This is a genomic window from Lentzea sp. JNUCC 0626, from assembly GCF_043632865.1.
Lineage (GTDB): Bacteria > Actinomycetota > Actinomycetes > Mycobacteriales > Pseudonocardiaceae > Lentzea.
This window is the reverse complement of the sequence record NZ_CP171635.1, coordinates 1,138,570-1,156,256: the sequence shown is the minus strand read 5'-3', so window position 1 is coordinate 1,156,256 and position 17,687 is coordinate 1,138,570. Positions and strand designations below refer to the sequence as shown.

The 17,687-nt window shown below is 69.1% G+C and carries 21 protein-coding genes; 9 read left to right on the top strand and 12 right to left on the bottom strand.

All coding sequences use genetic code 11. The annotated features are described in order from the left end of the window. Positions 1-24 precede the first annotated feature (24 nt). Positions 25-945 carry a LysR substrate-binding domain-containing protein gene (locus tag JNUCC0626_RS05290; protein WP_394618516.1) on the top strand — a complete coding sequence of 307 codons (921 nt, stop codon included), beginning with the start codon at positions 25-27 and terminating at the stop codon, positions 943-945. 9 nt (positions 946-954) lie between these two features. Here the strand turns inward: JNUCC0626_RS05290 and JNUCC0626_RS05285 are convergent, their stop codons facing one another. From JNUCC0626_RS05285 to JNUCC0626_RS05255, 7 genes are all read right to left on the bottom strand, one after another. Then, complete coding sequence (locus JNUCC0626_RS05285; protein ID WP_394618515.1) at positions 955-1,098, bottom strand: hypothetical protein; 144 nt, start codon at positions 1,096-1,098, stop codon at positions 955-957. 4 nt (positions 1,099-1,102) lie between these two features. Next, positions 1,103-2,080 carry an amidohydrolase family protein gene (locus JNUCC0626_RS05280; protein WP_394618514.1) on the bottom strand — a complete coding sequence of 326 codons (978 nt, stop codon included), beginning with the start codon at positions 2,078-2,080 and terminating at the stop codon, positions 1,103-1,105. A 2-nt stretch (positions 2,081-2,082) separates the two neighbouring features. Continuing rightward, on the bottom strand, positions 2,083-2,601 hold the full coding sequence (locus JNUCC0626_RS05275; protein ID WP_394618513.1) for a 3-hydroxyanthranilate 3,4-dioxygenase: 519 nt from the start codon (positions 2,599-2,601) through the stop codon (positions 2,083-2,085). After that, positions 2,598-3,017, bottom strand: coding sequence for a RidA family protein (locus tag JNUCC0626_RS05270; protein ID WP_394618512.1), 420 nt, complete (start codon positions 3,015-3,017; stop codon positions 2,598-2,600). The genes JNUCC0626_RS05275 and JNUCC0626_RS05270 overlap by 4 nt, the downstream gene beginning before the upstream one ends. Further along, positions 3,014-3,742, bottom strand: coding sequence for a 2-keto-4-pentenoate hydratase (locus JNUCC0626_RS05265; protein ID WP_394618511.1), 729 nt, complete (start codon positions 3,740-3,742; stop codon positions 3,014-3,016). The genes JNUCC0626_RS05270 and JNUCC0626_RS05265 overlap by 4 nt, the downstream gene beginning before the upstream one ends. Next, on the bottom strand, positions 3,727-5,166 hold the full coding sequence (locus JNUCC0626_RS05260) for a 2-hydroxymuconic semialdehyde dehydrogenase (protein WP_394618510.1): 1,440 nt from the start codon (positions 5,164-5,166) through the stop codon (positions 3,727-3,729). The genes JNUCC0626_RS05265 and JNUCC0626_RS05260 overlap by 16 nt, the downstream gene beginning before the upstream one ends. Before the next feature lie 82 nt (positions 5,167-5,248). Continuing rightward, a complete protein-coding gene (locus tag JNUCC0626_RS05255; protein WP_394618509.1) occupies positions 5,249-6,100 on the bottom strand; it encodes an alpha/beta fold hydrolase in 852 nt (283 codons plus the stop codon). 139 nt (positions 6,101-6,239) lie between these two features. On the opposite strand from JNUCC0626_RS05255, the gene JNUCC0626_RS05250 reads away from it, so the two are divergent. Further along, a complete protein-coding gene (locus JNUCC0626_RS05250) occupies positions 6,240-6,821 on the top strand; it encodes a CGNR zinc finger domain-containing protein (RefSeq protein ID WP_394618508.1) in 582 nt (193 codons plus the stop codon). Here the strand turns inward: JNUCC0626_RS05250 and JNUCC0626_RS05245 are convergent. Beyond that, positions 6,818-7,477, bottom strand: a complete 660-nt coding sequence (locus tag JNUCC0626_RS05245) for an alpha/beta fold hydrolase (protein ID WP_394618507.1) — start codon at positions 7,475-7,477, stop codon at positions 6,818-6,820. The genes JNUCC0626_RS05250 and JNUCC0626_RS05245 overlap by 4 nt on opposite strands. A gap of 100 nt (positions 7,478-7,577) precedes the next feature. Here JNUCC0626_RS05245 and JNUCC0626_RS05240 point away from each other — a divergent pair, with 100 nt between their 5' ends. Both JNUCC0626_RS05240 and JNUCC0626_RS05235 read left to right on the top strand, forming a co-directional pair. Continuing rightward, positions 7,578-9,035 carry an aldehyde dehydrogenase family protein gene (locus JNUCC0626_RS05240; protein ID WP_394618506.1) on the top strand — a complete coding sequence of 486 codons (1,458 nt, stop codon included), beginning with the start codon at positions 7,578-7,580 and terminating at the stop codon, positions 9,033-9,035. A 76-nt stretch (positions 9,036-9,111) separates the two neighbouring features. Further along, positions 9,112-9,546, top strand: coding sequence for a cupin (locus JNUCC0626_RS05235; protein ID WP_394618505.1), 435 nt, complete (start codon positions 9,112-9,114; stop codon positions 9,544-9,546). 4 nt (positions 9,547-9,550) lie between these two features. On the opposite strand, the gene JNUCC0626_RS05230 is transcribed toward JNUCC0626_RS05235, so the two are convergent. Beyond that, positions 9,551-9,787 carry a pyridoxal-phosphate dependent enzyme gene (locus JNUCC0626_RS05230; protein ID WP_394618504.1) on the bottom strand — a complete coding sequence of 79 codons (237 nt, stop codon included), beginning with the start codon at positions 9,785-9,787 and terminating at the stop codon, positions 9,551-9,553. A 244-nt stretch (positions 9,788-10,031) separates the two neighbouring features. Then, positions 10,032-10,358 carry a winged helix-turn-helix transcriptional regulator gene (locus JNUCC0626_RS05225; RefSeq protein ID WP_394618503.1) on the bottom strand — a complete coding sequence of 109 codons (327 nt, stop codon included), beginning with the start codon at positions 10,356-10,358 and terminating at the stop codon, positions 10,032-10,034. A 145-nt stretch (positions 10,359-10,503) separates the two neighbouring features. Here JNUCC0626_RS05225 and JNUCC0626_RS05220 point away from each other — a divergent pair, with 145 nt between their 5' ends. The 5 genes from JNUCC0626_RS05220 (at position 10,504) to JNUCC0626_RS05200 (ending at position 14,487) form a co-directional block, all read left to right on the top strand. Continuing rightward, on the top strand, positions 10,504-10,872 hold the full coding sequence (locus JNUCC0626_RS05220; RefSeq protein ID WP_394618502.1) for a DoxX family protein: 369 nt from the start codon (positions 10,504-10,506) through the stop codon (positions 10,870-10,872). Positions 10,873-11,028: 156 nt separating this feature from the next. Next, on the top strand, positions 11,029-12,249 hold the full coding sequence (locus tag JNUCC0626_RS05215) for a glycosyl hydrolase family 8 (protein WP_394618501.1): 1,221 nt from the start codon (positions 11,029-11,031) through the stop codon (positions 12,247-12,249). Between the two features lie 189 nt (positions 12,250-12,438). Then, positions 12,439-12,933 carry a hypothetical protein gene (locus JNUCC0626_RS05210; protein WP_394618500.1) on the top strand — a complete coding sequence of 165 codons (495 nt, stop codon included), beginning with the start codon at positions 12,439-12,441 and terminating at the stop codon, positions 12,931-12,933. 83 nt (positions 12,934-13,016) lie between these two features. After that, positions 13,017-14,108: a VanZ family protein gene (locus JNUCC0626_RS05205; protein ID WP_394618499.1), complete on the top strand. Its 1,092-nt coding sequence runs from the start codon at positions 13,017-13,019 to the stop codon at positions 14,106-14,108. After that, a complete protein-coding gene (locus JNUCC0626_RS05200; RefSeq protein ID WP_394618498.1) occupies positions 14,083-14,487 on the top strand; it encodes an SRPBCC family protein in 405 nt (134 codons plus the stop codon). The genes JNUCC0626_RS05205 and JNUCC0626_RS05200 overlap by 26 nt, the downstream gene beginning before the upstream one ends. On the opposite strand, the gene JNUCC0626_RS05195 is transcribed toward JNUCC0626_RS05200, so the two are convergent. After that, positions 14,484-16,556: an alpha/beta hydrolase gene (locus JNUCC0626_RS05195; protein ID WP_394618497.1), complete on the bottom strand. Its 2,073-nt coding sequence runs from the start codon at positions 16,554-16,556 to the stop codon at positions 14,484-14,486. The genes JNUCC0626_RS05200 and JNUCC0626_RS05195 overlap by 4 nt on opposite strands. Further along, the gene (locus JNUCC0626_RS05190; RefSeq protein WP_394618496.1) at positions 16,553-17,626 is read right to left on the bottom strand and encodes a class I SAM-dependent methyltransferase; all 1,074 of its coding nucleotides are present in this window, start codon (positions 17,624-17,626) and stop codon (positions 16,553-16,555) included. The genes JNUCC0626_RS05195 and JNUCC0626_RS05190 overlap by 4 nt, the downstream gene beginning before the upstream one ends. Between the last annotated feature and the right edge of the window lie 61 nt (positions 17,627-17,687).

The following is a 17,687-nucleotide window of genomic DNA, read 5'->3' as shown; positions in this document are numbered from 1 at the left end:
TCTTCCGGCGCGTAAGGTCGGATCATGAAAACCCCCCGGCTGCTCGACGGCAGGCTGAAGCTGCGCCACCTCGTGCTGCTGGACTCGCTCCTCCGCCAGGGCACCGTCGTGGGAGCGGCCGCCGCGCTGCACGTCACCCAGCCCGTGGTCACCCGAGGCCTGCACGAACTCGAGGAGATCCTCGGCGTCACCCTCTTCGACCGGGGCCCGCGCGGCATCACCCCCACCGTCTACGGGTCGGCGTTCGGCGAGCACGCCAGGGCCGTCCTGGCCCAGCTCAACGAGGCCGGGCGACACCTGGTGGAGTTGGCGGAGGCCGAGCGCGGCACGGTCGTGGTCGGCACGCATCTGGCCGGTACCAACGTGTTGCTGCCGCGGGCCATCACCGCGATGAAGCGCCGCAGGCCCAACCTGACGGTGATCGTGCGGGAGGCGGCGCCGGAGCCGTTGCTCGTGGACCTGGCGGCCGGGCGCGTCGACATGATCGTCGGGCGGCTCACGGCCCCGTCGGACGAGCAGCTCGAACGGCGCAAGCTCTACGACGAGGCGGTGCACCTCGTCGTGCGGGCGTCCCACCCGCTGGCGAACCGCGAGGTCGGGCCCGCCGACCTCGCCAAGCACCCGTGGATCATGCCGGGCGCCGAGACCGTGCTGCGGCGCGAACTGGAGCAGTTCTTCGCGCGCCACGAGATCGCGCTGCCGGTGAACCGGGTGGAGACGACGTCGTACCTGATCGTGCGGGAACTGCTGGTGGAGAACGACTTCATCGCCGCGCTCCCGAGTCTGATCACGGTCGACGACGACCGGCTGACCCGCCTGAACGTCCAGCTCGACCAGGTCGGGCACAGCGTGGGGCTGACCTTGCCCTCCCGCACGCTGAGCCCGTCCGCCGAGGCGTTCATCGAGTGCCTGACGGAGATCGCGTCCGAAATGGACGGACGTTAGCGGCGTGACTCAGACCGTGGGCGGCGTGTCCGCGCTCAGCAGGGCGCCTCGCGGCACCGCCCCCACGCCCCCGTACCACCAGTACGAGGACGTGGGGGCGGCACCACGATGCACCCGTCTGACCACGAACACACCGGCCACGCTCCGAGCCACGCCGCTAACCCAGGAAGCGCAGGGCGTTGCCGCGCTGGATCAACGCGCGCTGGTCCTCGCTCAGGAACCCGCTCTTCGTCACGACCTCGCCCACCGGCCGCTCCCCCAACGGGTACGGGTAGTCACTGCCGACCACCACCCGCTCCACTCCCACGGTGTCGACGAGCAACCGCAGCGCGCGTTCGTCGAACACCACCGAGTCGACGTAGAACCGGCCGAGGTAGTGCGACGGCGGGAACTCGGACGTGCCGATCACGTCGTGGCGCTGGTGCCACGCGTTCTCGGTGCGCCCGAGCCAGAACGCGAACGAACCACCGCCGTGCGCGAAGCAGATCCGCAACGAGGAGTCGATCCGGTCGAACACGCCGCCGAGGATCAGCGCGAGCACGGACAGGTGCGTCTCGGCGGGCATGCCGGTCAGCCACTGCGCCATCCACCGGTCGTTGCGCGGCGTGCTCGCCATGTCCCACGGGTGCACGAACACCGGCACGTCGAGCGACGCGGCGTGCTGGAGGAACGTGACCACGCCCTCGCTGTCCAAGTCCAGATCGCCGACGTGGTTGCCGATCTCGACACCGCGATGTCCGTTGGCCAGACTGCGTTCCAGCTCCCGGCACGCCTCGTCCGGGTCCTGCAGCGGCACCTGGCAGAACGGGATCAGCCGGTCCGGCGCGGGTGCCACGATCTCCAGCGCGAGGTCGTTGAAGATCCGCGCGACCCCGGCGGCCTCGGCAGCGGGCAGGCCGTAGGAGAAGAACGCCGGCGTCGGCGAGACGACCTGCGCGTCCACGCCGTCGGCGTCCATGTCCGCGAGCCGCAGCGAGGCGTCCCAGCAGTTCGACTGGATGCGCCGGAACTCGCGGGTGCCCATCATGATCATGGCCTCGGACGCCGACTCGACCCGCAGCCACGGCGGTTCGTCACCGGGCAGTGACGGCCAGGACTGCGGGACGTAGTGCGTGTGGACGTCGATGATGCCCATGGTCAGCCCTTGCCGGGGTGCAGCGCGCCGCAGTTCGAGCACGTGCGGGCGTCGGCGTCGGCGTAGAACTTCTCGAACACCGGCGGCAGGTCCGCCACGATGTCGCGCACCTGGAGTTCGATCTCGTGCAGCAGGTTCGAGCAGTTCAGGCAGTACCACTGGAACCGCTCGAGCTGGCCCTCCTCGCGGACGCGTTCGATCACGAGGCCGATCGAGTCCGGGTCGGGGCGCTGCGGCGAGTGCGGGGTGTTGCCGGGCAGCAGCCACGTCTCGCCCTCGTGGATGTGCACCGTCTCCGGCCCCTCCTTCGTCATGACGTTGACGTGCATGTCGCCCTTGATCTGGTAGAACCACTCCTCGTAGGGCTCGTGGTGGAAGTCGGTGCGGCTGTTGGGGCCGCCGACGATCTGGACGATGAAGTCGTCGCCGAGGGACATGGTCTTGTTCGCGACCGGCGGCTTGAGCAGGTGCCGGTTCTCGTCGATCCAGGCCTGGAAGTTGATCACGGGCGGCAGAGTCATCGGTTCTCCTCAGGCAGGCGGGCAATCGCCTGGATCTCGATCAGCAGGTGCGGATGGGGCAACTGGTGGACGGCGACGGTCGTGCGGGCGGGACCGTTCTCGTCGAAGAACGAGGCGTAGACCTCGTTGTAGCCGCCGAAGTCGTTCATGTTGACCAGGAACGTGGTCACCTGGGTGACGTCGGCGAGCGTGCAGCCGACCTCGGCGAGGATCGCGGCGATGTTCTCGATCACGGCCGCGGTCTGCGCCCGGATGTCGAGGTTCGTGGTGCCGAGCTCGTCGACCTCGACGCCCGCGAACGTGTTGTCCGGCCGCCGCGAGCTCGTGCCGGAGACGAACACGAGGTCGCCGGACACCTTCACGTGCGGGAACCGGCCGCGCGGGCGGGCCATGCCGGTGATCGTGCGCGCTGTCATCGCGACCGTCCTTCGAACGAGACGGGGGCAAGCCCGTCGATCGAGCACTCGACGTACTCGCCGGTGAGCGGCAGCGCCACGGTCGCCGCGCCGGCCAGCACGACGTACCCGGCCTTCAACGGGATTCCGCGCCGCCGGGCCACGTCCTCCAACGCCCGCAAGGCGTTCGCGGGGTTGCCGAGGATCGCGCTGGTGGAACCTTCGACGTGCGCCGTTCCCGACGTGAGCCGCACCGTGCGGCCGCCCACGTCGGTGACGGGCTGCCAGTCCCCGATGACGTACCCGGCGGCGGAGGTGTTGTCCGCGATGACGTCGGTGTAGGTGAACCGGAAGTCCTGGTAGCGGGAGTCGATGACCTCGATCGCGGCCGCGACCGCGTCGACGCACTCCTCGATCGGAGCGGCCCCGTCGACGTCGCGGCCCAGCCGGTAGGCGATCTCGGGTTCGACCTTGGGGTGGATGAGGTTCTCGCTCGTGCGGCCCGCCATGCCGCTGGTGAGCCTGCCGACGATCACCTCGGACACGCCCATCTGCTTCATCTTCGCCTCGCTGGTGAAGCCGAGCTTCACGCCGGTGACCGTCTCGCCCGCCCGTTGCCGCAGGGCGATGAGGGCGTGCTGGACCTCGTACGCGTCCTCGACCGTGAGATCCCCGAAGTTCGGGATCTCGGTCGCCGTCGTCTGTGCTTTGTGGAGGGTCTCGGCGATGTTCACAGCTGCACGCACACATTCGTGGGTTCGGTGTAGAAGTGCAACGACGACTCGCCGCCCTCGCGGCCGATGCCCGACATGCCCATGCCGCCGAACGGGGACCGCAGGTCGCGCAGGAACCACGTGTTCACCCACGACATGCCGACGTTCATCGCCTGCGCGACGCGGTGGCCGCGGCGCAGGTCGTTCGTCCAGACCGAGGCGGCCAGGCCGTAGTCGGTGTCGTTGGCGAGCGCGATCGCCTCGTCCTCGGTGTCGAACGGGATCAGCGCCGCGACCGGGCCGAAGACCTCCTCCCGCACCACGCGGTCGGCGTTGGTCAGCCCGGTCCACAGCGTCGGTTCGATCCACGACCCCTCGCGCAGCCCGTCCCCCATCTCCGGGATGCCGCCGCCGGTGATCGCCTTCGCGCCGGATTCCTCTGCCAGCGCGAGGTAGTCGAGCACCTTGCGGCGGTGCTGCTGCGAGATCAACGGCCCGGTCGTCGTCGCCTCGTCGTTGGGGTCGCCGAGCCGCAACGCCCGTGCGCGCTCCACTAGACCGTCCGCGATGTCAGCGAAGATCGACCGCTGCACGTAGACGCGTTCGGTGCACAGGCACACCTGGCCGGTGTTGGTGAAGATCGCCCGGCTCAGCCCGGTGAGCGCCTCGTCGAGGTCCACGTCGTCGAACACGACGGCCGCGTTCTTGCCGCCGAGTTCGAACGACACGGGCCGCACGCGCGGGGCGACGGTCCGCATGACCCGGGTGCCGGTCGCGGTGGAGCCGGTGAACGTCACCCCGTCGATGCCGGGGTGGCCGACCAGGAACTCACCGACGTCACCGTGCCCGTGCACCACGTTGTAGGCGCCGGCCGGCAGTCCCGCGTCCCGGAGCACCTCGGCGAGCAGCGTCGCCGTGCCGGGGGTGAACTCGCTGGGCTTCACCACGACGCTGTTGCCGCACGCGAGCGCCGCCGACACCTTCCACGTGAGCAGCAGCAGCGGGAGGTTCCACGGCACGATGACCGCGACCACGCCGAGTGGCTTGCGCACGGCGTAGTTGAGCGCCTGCCTGCCGTCGGCGAGGTCGGTGAGGAACGATTCCTGCCCAGCCGCGGACACGACGTCGGCGAACGTCCGGAAGTTGTGCACCGCCCGGGCCACGTCCAGGTCGCGGGCGAGCTGGACGGGTTTGCCGGTGTCCGCGACCTCGGCGGCGACGAACTCCTCGAACCTCGCCTCGATGCCGTCGGCGGCGCGGCGCAACACCACGGCCCGTTCCCGCACCGGCACCCGGCCCCAGCCCGACGCCCTCGCCGCCGCGACCGCCTGGTCGACCAGCGGCTCGTCGGCGACCTGCACCATCGCGTGCGTCCTGCCGGTCGCGGGGTCGACGTCGCCGAAGGCCGCGTCCCGGTCGGCGAAGTCGCCACCGACGAAGTTGCGGATCATTTCCATGCCCACCACTGTGGACAGCGCGGCCGTGCTCCGCCAATGCCGTTCTCGCGGCAGGTCATGCCCTTCGGGGCATAGCCTCAGGTCAGACGAAAGTCTTCGCCAGCACGGTGTTCACGTGATCGGCGATCTCGTCGGCCGCTTCCTCGATGGCGAAGTGGCCGGTGTCGAGCAGCACGACCTCCGCCTCCGGCACATCCCGGCGGTAGGCCTCGGCGCCCGCGGGGATGAAGAACGTGTCGTGCCGCCCCCAGACCGCGAGCACGGCAGGCTGGCGTTCGCGCAGCCACGCCTGCCAGGCCGGGTAGCGCTCCAGGTTGGTCTGGTAGTCCCACAACAGGGACTTCATGTAGTCGGCGCGGCCGGGCAGGTCGAGCACGGCCTGGTCGGCGAGCGCCTGCTCCGGGTCGATGTGCTCGGGGTCCTTGGCGCCGGTGAGCCACTGGTGACGGGTGCCTTCGAGGCTCACGACCCAGTCCACGGACTCCTGGTCGACGGTCCGGTCCTGCCACCAGCCGTTCAGCACCTGCATGTCGGGGCCGAGGCCGTCGGTGTAGGCGTTGCCGTTCTGGGTGATCACGGCCTTGACGCGCTGGTCGTGCTCCAGCGCGACGCGGAAGCCGACCGGTGAGCCGAAGTCGAACATGTAGACGGCGTAGTCGCCGATGCCGAGCTGGTCGATGACGCGGCCGGTGACGTCGGCGAGCCGGTCGAACGTGGGTTCGCCGGGCAGCGGGTCGGACGAGCCGAAGCCCGGGTAGTCGATGGCGACGACGTGCCAGGACGCGGCGAGCCGGTCGATCAGCCGCACGTAGGCGCGGGTGCTCGACGGATATCCCGGCAGCAGGACGACGGTCGGCCTGGCCGCGTCGCCCGCCTCGCGGACGAACACCTTCAGGCCGTCGATCTCGACGTGGCGGTGACGGATGGCGGGCATGGCGTTCTCCCTCGTTCGATCTAACGCGGTTCGATCTAATGGATAAACCGACCGTATACACGTTAGGTCTCACGTCGCAAGGTGTTCTGGCGGAAATCTGCTAACGTGTGAGATGTCTTTCTAACCGTTAGGAGTGGGCGTGACGACGCTGACGGAGTTCCAGGCGGCGGGGTTCCCGATGGGGGCCGAGCCGCTCGTCGCGCTCGACCTGGTCGACACGCAGGCGTTGTGCCTGGACCCGGTCAGGGACCTGTTGTCCGACGAGCAGGAGAACGCGAAGTGGTGGGCGTTGCAGGCCGATCGCTTGCCGACCGGGCCCCCGCCGTCGCTGGGTGCGACGCGGCGGCTGCGATCACTGCTGCGGGACCTGCTCGACGCGCACATGACCGGCGTCGCGCCTGATCCGGCGTTGATCGCGGACCTGAACGCGGTCGCGGCCGCGGTGCCGACCAGCCCACGCCTCGACGGGTGGGGTGCCGATGCGCGCGCGGAGACCCGGTGGCACGACGACTACAACGGCCATCCCGCGCTGGCCGCTCTCGCGGGCGAGGCGATCAGGCTGCTGGCCGACCCCGCGCGCCTGTCGTCGTTGCGGGCATGCGCGAACCCGGCGTGTTCGATGTTGTTCCTGGCCGAGAACAAGCGCCGGATGTGGTGCGCGGCCAACGTGTGCGGCAACCGCGCGCGCGTGGCCCGGCACTACGAGAAGACGCGTTCCTAGACCTTCGTGATCTGGTGCAGCAGCACGGCGAGCGGTCCGGGCGCCGACAGGAACGGCGAGTGCGACGTCGGCAGGTGGTGCACGGCGGACGCGCGGGCGGCCATCTCCTCCTGCAACGACGGAGGCATCGTCTTGTCGTTGTCGCACACCAGGTACGTGGACGGGATCGTGAGCCACCCGGCGGCCCGCAGCCGGTCCGTGCCGGACCTGGCGCTCTGCGGCCGCAACCGGGCGACGGCCCGTTCGGCGACCTCGGGATCGACGTCGCCGTAGAACTGGGCCACGGCGTCGAGCGGCGGCGGCACCATCTCGGTCTCGAACGGCGGCAGGCCCGCCACCTCGGCGATCGACGTGCCCGGCTCCACCATCCACGCCGCCAGGTAGACGAGCCGCGACACGTGCGCCGCCCCGGCCGTCGCCTCCGTCACCGGAAACCCGCCGTAGGAGTGCCCGACGACGGCGACCGGCCGGTCGATGGCGGTGATCGCGTGCCGGATGGCCTCGGCGTCCTCGTGCAGCCCGGCCGGCGTTCCGGCACTGGGCAACTCGACCGTGCGCGCCGTCCTGCCGAGCCGGTTGAGCTCGGCGACCAGCGACTCCCAGCACCACGCCCCGTGAAACGCGCCGTGCACCAGAAGGATGTCAGGTAAGAGCATCGGTTCTCCCGCCCAGGAAGCGGAGATCCTCTCACGGGCATGCCTCACGCCGAAAAAGGCATTGGCCCACCCTCGTCATCATGCATGATTGTCACTATTTATGACCATCGACGCGCTCTACCCACCGCTCATCAACGGCGAGTTCAAGGCGGCGACCGCCGAGACGTTCCCCGCCGTGAACGCCGCCACCGGCGAACACCTGGCCGACCTCACCGCCTCGGGCCAGGCCGAGATCGACGCCGCCGTGGCCGCCGCCCTCGCCGCGTTCCCGGCGTGGTCCCGCACCCCCGCCGCCCAACGCGCCCGCCTCTTGTTGAAGGTGGCGGACTGGCTGGAGGACAACACCGACCGTCTGGTCCAGATCGACGCCCTGGACATCGGCCGCACGGTCTTCGAACTCCCCCAGGACTACCGCCAGGCGATCGGCCAGTACCGCTTCTTCGCCGCGGCGATCATGACCCACGACGGCTGGACCAACTCCGTCCAGGGCGGCTGGGCTTTGGCCAAGCGCGAACCGCTCGGCGTCGTCGGCCAGATCATCCCGTGGAACGTCCCGGCCATCATGGTCAGCTTCAAACTCGCCCCGGCCCTGGCCGCCGGCAACACCGTGGTCCTCAAGCCGGACGAGAACGCCTCATTGTCCACAATGGAACTGGCCAAGCACCTGGCCGAGATCTTCCCGCCCGGCGTCGTCAACGTGGTCCCGGGCTTCGGCGAAACGGCGGGCGCGGCACTCACCGCCCTCCCCGACGTCGCCAAGCTCGCCTTCACCGGCTCGACCGAGGTCGGCCGCCTCATCGCGCACGCCGGCGCGTCCCGCCTGGTGCCGGTCACTCTGGAGTTGGGCGGCAAGAGCCCGAACATCGTCTTCCTGGACATCGACGACATCGACGCCGTCGTCGACAACACGACGTTCGCCGCGACCTTCTGCAACGGCCAGTCCTGCCTGGCCGGCACCCGCCTCTTCGTCCACTCCGACATCTACCAGGACTTCTTGTCGCGCCTGACCACGGCGTTCCGCGCGATCCGAGTCGGCTCCCCACTGGACCCGGCCACCCGCCTCGGCTGTCTCGTTTCGCCTGCCCAAGGCGAACGCGTCACTTCGTACATCGAATCGGGGCGCGCGGAGGCGAACCTCGTCACCGGCGGCGGCCGCGTCGAGGTCCCCGGCAACGAGGCGGGCTGGTTCATCGAGCCGACGATCTTCGAAACGTCCAACGACACCCGCATCGCCCAGGAGGAGATCTTCGGCCCGGTCCTGTCGGTCATCCGCTGGACCGACTTCGACACGATGATCGAGCAGGCCAACGACGTCGAGTACGGCCTCGCGTCCGGCATCTACACCTCGAACCTGCGCAACGCGATGCGCACCGCAGACCGCCTGCAGGCCGGCAACGTGTGGGTCAACCAGTACGTGAACCTCGCCGACGGCTCCCCGTTCGGCGGCTACAAGAACAGCGGGCTGGGCCGCGAGGTGTGCAAGGAGACACTTGACATGTACACGCAGCTGAAGAGCATCATGCTGGCAGAGCAGGTTCCTGCCCCGTTCTACGTCTGACGTTCCACGTCTACGTCTACGTCTACGTCTACGCAAGATGTTCTCCGTAGAACGTTCTACGTCTGAGGAGAGTCCAATGCGGACGTTCCGCCGGCTCGCGCTGGTCACGGCGATCATCGGCCTGACGGCCGCCGCCTCCCCCGGAGTCGCCGGCGCGACACCGGGTTACGGGGTCAGCGCGGTCACGATCTTCGACCACACCGTCGGCGACACCCAGTACGTGCTGCGCGAAATCACCATCGCTCCGGGCGACTCCACGGGCTGGCACTACCACCCCGGCCCGGTCAAGGGCGTGGTCACCAAGGGAGTGCTGACCCACAACGACTCGGACTGCTCGATCGACGGCGTCTACCGGCCGGGCGGGTTCATCAGCGAGTCCAGCGGCACCAGCTACGTCCACATCGGACGCAATCTGGGCAGCAGCCCGCTGGTGCTGGAGGTGCTCTACCAGAACCCGGTGGGCAGCGCGCTCGCCGTGAGCATGCCGAACCCTGGCTGCTCGTTCGAGTAGCCCATCACGGGTGGACCCAACGGCGGTAGGCGTCGGGGTCCACGTCGTTGCCGCAGATCACGGTGACGACGGGGCGCCCGGCGAAGCGGCCGCGGTCCTCCAGGATCGCGGCCACACCGAGCGCCACCGACGGCTGCACGACCAGACCGGCGTGCTCGAAGAGCAAGCGCATTCCCGCGACGATCGACGACTCGCTGACGAGCACGGCGTCGTCCGCCACTACGAGGAGGTCGTCCAGCACCTCATGGATAGCGAGCCCAATTCGTGTCGGCCCCTCGTGCCCACATCCTCGAACACGACCGCCCACGCCGACCGACCCGCCCCCGCGCTTCCTTACCTTGCGGAACGCGCAAAAGGCGATTTCGGTTCCCCGGCTATCCACAGGCTACCCAACATCGGCTATCCGCAGGTCAGAACATCGCAGCCCTGTGGACAACTCGCGATCATGCCAAGCCGCTCGCGATCATGCCAAGCAGGAGCCGGCATCACCGGCTCCTGTTGGCGTTGATCTCGGCGCTGTGCTCCAGCGCCCACTCCGCCAGCGCGATCACCAGCGGCATCAAGGTCCTGCCGAGCGACGTCAGCTCGTACTCCACCCGCGGCGGCACCTCCGCATAGGCGGTGCGCCCCACCAGCCCGTCCTCCACGAGGTGCTTCAAGGTCAGCGTGAGCATGCGCTGCGAGATGCCCGTGACCGTCTGCTCCAGCTCCTTGAACCTCAACGGTCCCTCGCGCAGCGCGCCGACGACCAGCAGGCTCCACTTGTCGCCGATCCGGTCGAACACCTGACGGACCGCGCCGCCGTCGTTCATGGGCGGCGGGCACCCCTCAGCACGAGTGAACCCCGTCACAACCAGACCTCCCGTCCTGGACACATACATCCTTGTGCCTTTTGCAGCCTGCCCAATGCGGACACAACATGAGGCTACGCACAAGAAGTAAGGATTGGATTCTGCAATGAACATCGCACTCTGGATCGCCCAGGTCCTGCTCGCCGTCGCCTACCTGGGCAGCGGCCTGATGAAGCTGGCCCGCTCCCGCGAGCAGATCGTCGCGTCCGACAGCGGCAACTGGGCCAAGGACTTCTCCGACGCCTCGGTGAAGGGCATCGGCGCGGTCGAGGTGCTCGGGGCGATCGGCGTCGTGCTGCCGTGGGCGCTCGACATCGCGACCGTCCTGACGCCGATCGCGGCCGTCGGGCTCGTCATCGTTCAGGTCGTCGCGATGCGGGTGCATTTGAAGATCAACGAGACGAAGACGTTGCCCGTCAACGGGGTTCTGCTGCTGTTGGCGGCCTTTGTCGCAATCGGCCGTTTCGCTGGCTGAAGCAGCAAAGAAACAGCGGAACGAAACGTCCCAAGCAGACAATTCGCTTATAGTATGTAAAGTTTCCTGTCATGTTGACCAAGGGTCCAGACGTGTGCCACGCTCACAAAAATCGCCGCCCTCCAAGCGAAACGGTCCACACCGAGCGAGGGACACATGCGCAAAACCCTGCAAGCACTGGCTTTGGCTGCCATAGCGGCAACGAGTCTCACGCCCTCGGCGATCGCCGCCCCCGTGGCGGCGAAAGCCGCGGCGTCCCCTTACGTCCCAGGCACCCTGCGCCCGTCGGCTGACCAGGCGACGCAGGACGCCGCGCTGATGAAGTACTGGAACTTCTGGAAGACGAACTTCCTGAGCACCAAGTGCGGTTCCGGTACCTATGCCGTGCTTTCCAAGGACGCCGATCACGCCTACGTCGCCGAGGGCGAGGGCTACGGCATGACGATCGCGGCGATGATGGGCGCCAAGGACCCGCAGGCGCGGGCGATCTTCGACGGCATCCTCAAGTTCGTGAAGGCCCACCCGTCGGTCAACAACAAGGACCTGCACGCGGCGGAGCAGGACGCGAACTGCAAGAGCGTCAACGGCAGCGACTCCGCCACCGACGGCGACCTGGAGATCGCTTACGGGCTGCTCGTCGCCGACAAGGTGTGGGGTTCTTCCGGGTCGGTGAACTACCTGGCCGAAGCCAAGCGGGTCATCAACGCCATCAAGAAGTCCGAGGTCAACTCCAGCTCCAAGTTCATGTTGCTGGGCGACTGGGGCAACGACGCGGAGTACAAGAACAGCTCGCGGTCCTCGGACTGGATGCCCGGCCACTTCCGGGCGTTCGCCAGGGCGACCGGCGACTCGACCTGGACCAGCGTCCGCACCACGCACGAGAACGCGATCACCAAGATCCAGTCGCAGTACTCCGGCACGACCGGTCTGCTGCCCGACTTCGTGGTCAACACCAACAGCAGCAGCATCAAGCCCGCGCCCGCGAACTTCCTCGAGGGCGAGTACGACGGCGCCTACAGCTGGAACGCCTGCCGCGACCCATGGCGGCTCGGCGCCGACGCGATCACCGCGTCCGACAGCGCCGCGAAGGCCCAGGTGCGCAAGATGAACACCTGGATCCAGACCAAGACCGGCGGTGACCCCGCCAAGATCGGGTCCGGGTTCAAGCTCAACGGCACCGCGACCGAGTCCGGCGAACACCCCTGCTTCACCGCGCCGTTCGCCGTGGCGGCCATGACCGACCCCGGCAGCCAGGCGTGGCTCGACAAGCTGTTCGCGCAGATCAACAAGTTCTCCCCGGACAAGAACGACTACTACGGCACCGGCATCACGCTGCAGGTGCTGATCATCCTGTCCGGCAACTTCGTCGCCCCCTGATCACCTCGGCTCCCTGATCACCTCCGCCGCCCTCATCCACTGAGGTTCCCTTGCGGTGCCGAAAGACCTGCGCGGTGGCGGTCACGCTGCTGGCGGCCACCCAGTGGTCGCCGGCGGCGCGGCTCGTTCGTCGCGCAGAAAGCGGGCACGTCCGGGCAGCCGATCACGCTGACCGGCCCCGCGAACGCCGTGCTGGTCAACGACGGCCCGTCCGGTGACCCGCCGGACTGCCCGGCACCCGCACCGGGCTACGACTCGGGCTACGGCCTCTGGCTCGCCAACGCGCCCTACAGCGGGGGCATCGACAAGAGCGACCGCGTCCAGGTCCTGAACAACACCATCGGCCCGAACGTCACCGCCAAGCACGTCGACGTCAAGGAGGGCAAGCAGAACGGCATGATCCGCGGCAACACGTTCAACGGCAGCGGGATCGCGGGTCAGCACTCCGCGGACTCGTGGGTGGACGTGAAGGGATCGGGCTACCTGCTGGAAGAACAACTCCTCCGACGTCGGCGGCTCCGGCGAGTACGCCATCAAGATCACCACGTTGTCGCAGTGCACGAGCAAGCCCAACGTGGTGCACGCGTCCAACACCGTGGCAGGCGCCAAGAAGGGCCTGACCAACACGAAGGTGACGCCGTAGGACCCGTCCGCCGGTCAGTCCCGCACGGCCTGCGGGACTGACCGGCGGTACGCGGTGCGGCCGTCCGAGGCATTTTTCCCGAACTGTGGTTTGAAACGCGGCGATGGCGGGCAAAGGACCGCTCATGATGGCGTCGTACTGGGAAACCGCCCGAACCGGTTTCCTGGCGTTCGTGGGTGTGGGACTCCTGGTCCTGGTTCCGTTGGTGCTGCTGCACTACTTCCGCTTCCGCAGGGTCGAGCCGCGCCGGGCGTTCGTGCTGTACGGCCTGCTGGCCTACGGTCTCGTGGCGCTGGCGTTGATCTTCCTGCCGTTCCCGTCGGACGTCTCCAAGCTGTGCACGGGCGAGCAGATGCTGTCGACCACGCCGTTCCAGTGGGTCACCGACATGAGCAACAACATGGCGGCCTACGGACGGTCCGGCATCGTCGCCATGGTGCAGTCGCAGGCGTTCCTCCAGCAGCTGTTCAACGTCGTGCTGTTCGTCCCGCTGGGCATCGTGCTGCGCAAGGCGTACGGCAAGGGCCCGCTCGCGGTGATCGTCATCGCCGCGGGCCTCTCGCTGGCCGTCGAGGTCGTGCAGTACACCGGCAACCTCGGCTTCTACCCGTGCCCGTACCGGATCGCCGACGTCGACGACCTGATCTCCAACACCTTCGGCGGGCTGCTGGGCTGGATGCTCGCCCCGGCCGCGTTCGTCGTGCCGCGCGTGCCGTCGTCGGAGGAGTCGGAGGCGCCGCCCACCACCGTGACCGTGCCGCGCCGGCTGCTCGGACTGATCTCCGAACTCGTGCTGGTGATCGTGATCGCGAAGCTGCTGCTGCACTCCAACCCGATGTGGGCGGTGTGCGTGCTGGTGGCGTTCCGGGTCGTGCTGCCTGCGGCGTTCAACGGCCTCACGCTCGGCGGCGTGCTGTTCAACTACCGCGTCCGCGCCGAGGACGGCACGCGCGCCAACCCGTTGTTGCTGCTCGCGCGCGAACTGCTCGGGTTCACCGGCTTCATGGCGTACGCGACGGTCGTGTCGCCGCTGATCGACATCGGCTGGTGGGACCTCGTGGTCGTGGCGCTGTACGTCGGCGGGGCGTTCGTCGTGCCGATCTTCCGGCGGGACCAGCGCGGCTGGCACGAGCACGTGGCGCGCACGCGGGACGTGTTCACCGGTCAGGAAGCCGGGTACCCGGACCGCCATGACGACGTACACGCACACAGCTGAGGCGGACATCCCGGCCGACACGCTCTTCGGCTTCCTCGCCGAGCCGCGCAACCTGCCGCGCTACTTCCCGCAGATGACGGCCGCCGAGCCGGAGGGCGGGGAGCAGGTGCACGTGGAGGCCGAGGTGCACGGCCACCACGTGGAGGGCGAGGCGTGGGTGCGGCCCGACGCCTCGCGGCGCACGCTGGAGTGGGGTGCCGAGGGACCGGACGACTACCACGGCGAACTCCAGGTCGAGGAGGTGTCGCCGGGGCGGTCGCGGATCACCGTGAGCCTGCACAGCGTGCGGGAGGCGTCCGGGGACGAGGTGCAGCGCGGGCTGGAGCAGACGGTCGCGGTGCTGACGCAGACCGCAGCGGCAGACGACCGGGCCAACTAGAGCAGTTCGGCGAGCAGGGCCGCGGCCCGCGCCGCCCCGTCCCGTTCCACCTCCCGGTAGGTCGTCTCGCGGCCGATCTCCTCGGCGATCGCGGCGGCCAGCCCGTCGGCGACTTCCTCATAACTCATGCACCGGCCCGCGCCGTACCGCTCGAGCCGGTGCCGGACGTGGAAGTTCTGCTCGAAGTGGTGGCGCAACGGCACGTAGATGAACGGCCGCCGCGCCGCCGTCAGCTCCATGCACGTGGTCAGCCCGCCCTGCACCACCGCGATGTCACACGCGGCGAGGTAGCGGGGCAGGTCCGGCACGAACCCGCGGACCTCCACGGCGGGGTGGAACGGAAGCACCGCCGGGTCGATGCGCGGCCCGGTGACCACGAGAAACCTCAGGCCCGGCACGCGTTTCACGGCCTCGGGGACGGCGTCGAGCACGCGTCGCAGCAACGACTCCCCCACCCCGGACCCGCCGACCGTGACCACGCACAGCTTCTCGTCCGCGCGAAGACGCAACGGTTCGGAAGGCGGTTCGAATCCCGTTACGTAGCCGCAGAAGTCGAAGTTCTGCTCCGTCCACTCGCGAATCGCGGGCAGCCCCTCACCGAACGGCAGCGAGATCACGTCGTCCGGGTTGCCGACGAACACCGACCGGTCGCGCACGCGGCGCAGCCGGGCCCGCTGCTCGATCATGTCGAGGTTGTAGTCGGCGGTCAGGCGCTGCTCGCGGGCGCCGCCGTCGGGCATCGGGAGCCAGCCCACGAAGTCCGTCAGCCAGGCGAACGCGAACCGCTTCAGCTCGGGGTTCTCGTGCAGGAAGTAGTCGACGTCCCAGGCCTCGTCGCCGATCACCAGGTCGTACCGCTCGGCCTCCAGGACTTCGTTGAACACCATGAAGTTGTGCACCAGCACGGCGTCCAGGCGGCGGAACGCCTCGAACACGTGCAGGTCGTGCTCGCCCGCGTCCTCCTCGACGTGCGCCGATTCACCGGCGAGCCACGCGGACGCCGGGTGGACGCGTTCCCCCGCCGGCACGAGCACCTCGGTGACCGGGTGCTGGGCGAGCCAGTCGATCTCCAGTCGCGGGTGGAGATCGCGCAGTTCACGCGCTATGGCGAGGTCACGGCGCGCGTGGCCGAGGCCGATCGGTGAGCTCAGGTAGAGCGCACGCGGCGGCCTGCTCCTCGACGTCCTGATCCGCCGCGGCGCCGGGTGGACGCGGTCGACGAAGTCCTTGATCAGCAGGTTGATCCGGACCGGGTCGCGGGCGTGCACGCCGTGGCCCGCGCCGTCGATCAGCACGAGGTCCCCGCCGGTCAACTCGGCCAGGCGCGCACCGATGGCGTGCGGGCGGATCTGGTCGTCGGCGCCGTGGATCACCAGCACCGGACACGTCAGCCGACCGCATTCGTCCTCAATGGACTTCGACGCGAGCCGTCCGGCGGTCGTGTCGACCAGCACCACGGGGTCGATCTCGTGCGCCCACCGGACGGCGTCCTCGATCTGCTTCGTCGAGTGCGGCTCGGCGAACATGCGCGCGAAGAACCACTCGGTGAACTGGTCGTAGCCGCCGTTCAGCCAGTGGTGCCGGTTGTACGGCGTGCCGCCTTCCGTTGCCTCCCAGGCCTCCCGCTCCTGCTCCTGGACGCCGATGAGCGATCCGCTGGCCGGACCGATCGCGACGATGCCGGTGACGCGGCCGGGATGCCGGGCGGCCGCGAGCACCGACCAGGCGTCACCCCGCGACAACGCCACCAGCACGGCCTGGGGCGTGTCCGTGGCGTCCAGGACGGCGATCACGTCCTCCGCGCACTCGTCGTCCACATAGGATGCCCACCCGGCAGGCCGGTCCGAGTCGCCGCTGCCGCGCCCGTCGAACGTGACCACCCGGAAGTGCCTGGCCAGGAACGACACCTGGGCCTTCCAGAACCTCGACGGCACGATCGACCAGGTCGGCACCAGCAGCACCGTCGGCTTGCCGGGGTTCTCGTAGACCCGGAACGCGAGCCGCACCCCGGCGCGGTCGGCGAACCCGGTCCGGTCGGCCTCGCGCACCGGGCGCGGCTCGGCGTTCACGGGCGGACTTCGAGGACCTGGTTGAACGGCGTCTGCGCGACACCGGCGAACCGGGTGAACCCACCGGCCACCGCGACGTCACGCAGCCGCGCGGGCCCTGCCTGGGTGCCGAGCGCGAGGCCGACGTCCTGCGACAGCGAGGCGGGCGTGCACAGCAGCGTGGAGAAGCCGTAGTAGGTGCGGCCGACGGGGTTGAGGTTGTCCTCGACGCGGTCACCGGCCATCGGTTCGACGATCATCCACGTGCCGTCGGGCGCGACCGCGTCCCGCACGTGCTGCGCGGCGCCGACCGGGTCGCCCATGTCGTGCAGGCAGTCGAACATGGTCACCAGGTCGTAGCCGGTGCCGGTGAAGTCCTTGGCGGAGGCCACTTCGAACGTGACGCGGTCGCTCACGCCGGCGGCCTCCGCGCGGTCGCGGGCCGTCCGGATCGACTCGGGGTGGTAGTCGGAGCCGACGAAGGTCGACTGCGGGAAGGCCTGTGCCATCAGGATCGTTGATGCGCCGTGGCCGCAGCCGACGTCCGCGACCCGTGCCCCGGCGCGGAGTTTGTCCGTCACGCCGTCCAGCGCGGGCAGCCAGCCGTCGATCAGGTTCGCCGCGTAGTTGGGCCGGAAGAACCGCTCGCACCCGACGTGCACGTCGGTGTTGTGCTCGTGCCAGCCGACGCCCGACCCGCTGCGCGCCGCGTCGAGCACCCGTCCGGCGTCGTGCACGGTGCCGAGCGCGATCTGGAACATGCCGGGCAGGAACGCGGGGCTGTCCTCGACCGTGAGGGCCACGGCGTGCTCGATCGGTAGCACGTACTTGCTGGTCACGGGGTCGTAGGTGACGTAGGCGCCCGCCGCCTGGGCGTTGAGCCACTCCCGCGCGTACGGCTCGGCGGTACCGGTCCGGTCGGCGAGTTCGGACGCGCTGACCGGTTCCCCGTCGGCCATCGCGCGGTAGTAGCCGAGCTTGTCGCCCATGACGACGAGCGCGGCGTTGAGCGTGGCGCCCACCTCGTCGACGGCGCGGAACACGAACTGCATGAGCTTGTCGGTGTCGACCTCGGGTCTTGTCGTGGTCATCTGCTCTTCCCTCCTGCTGAGGGCCTGGAACCTATGAGCGCGGGCGACGGGGTCGCATCAG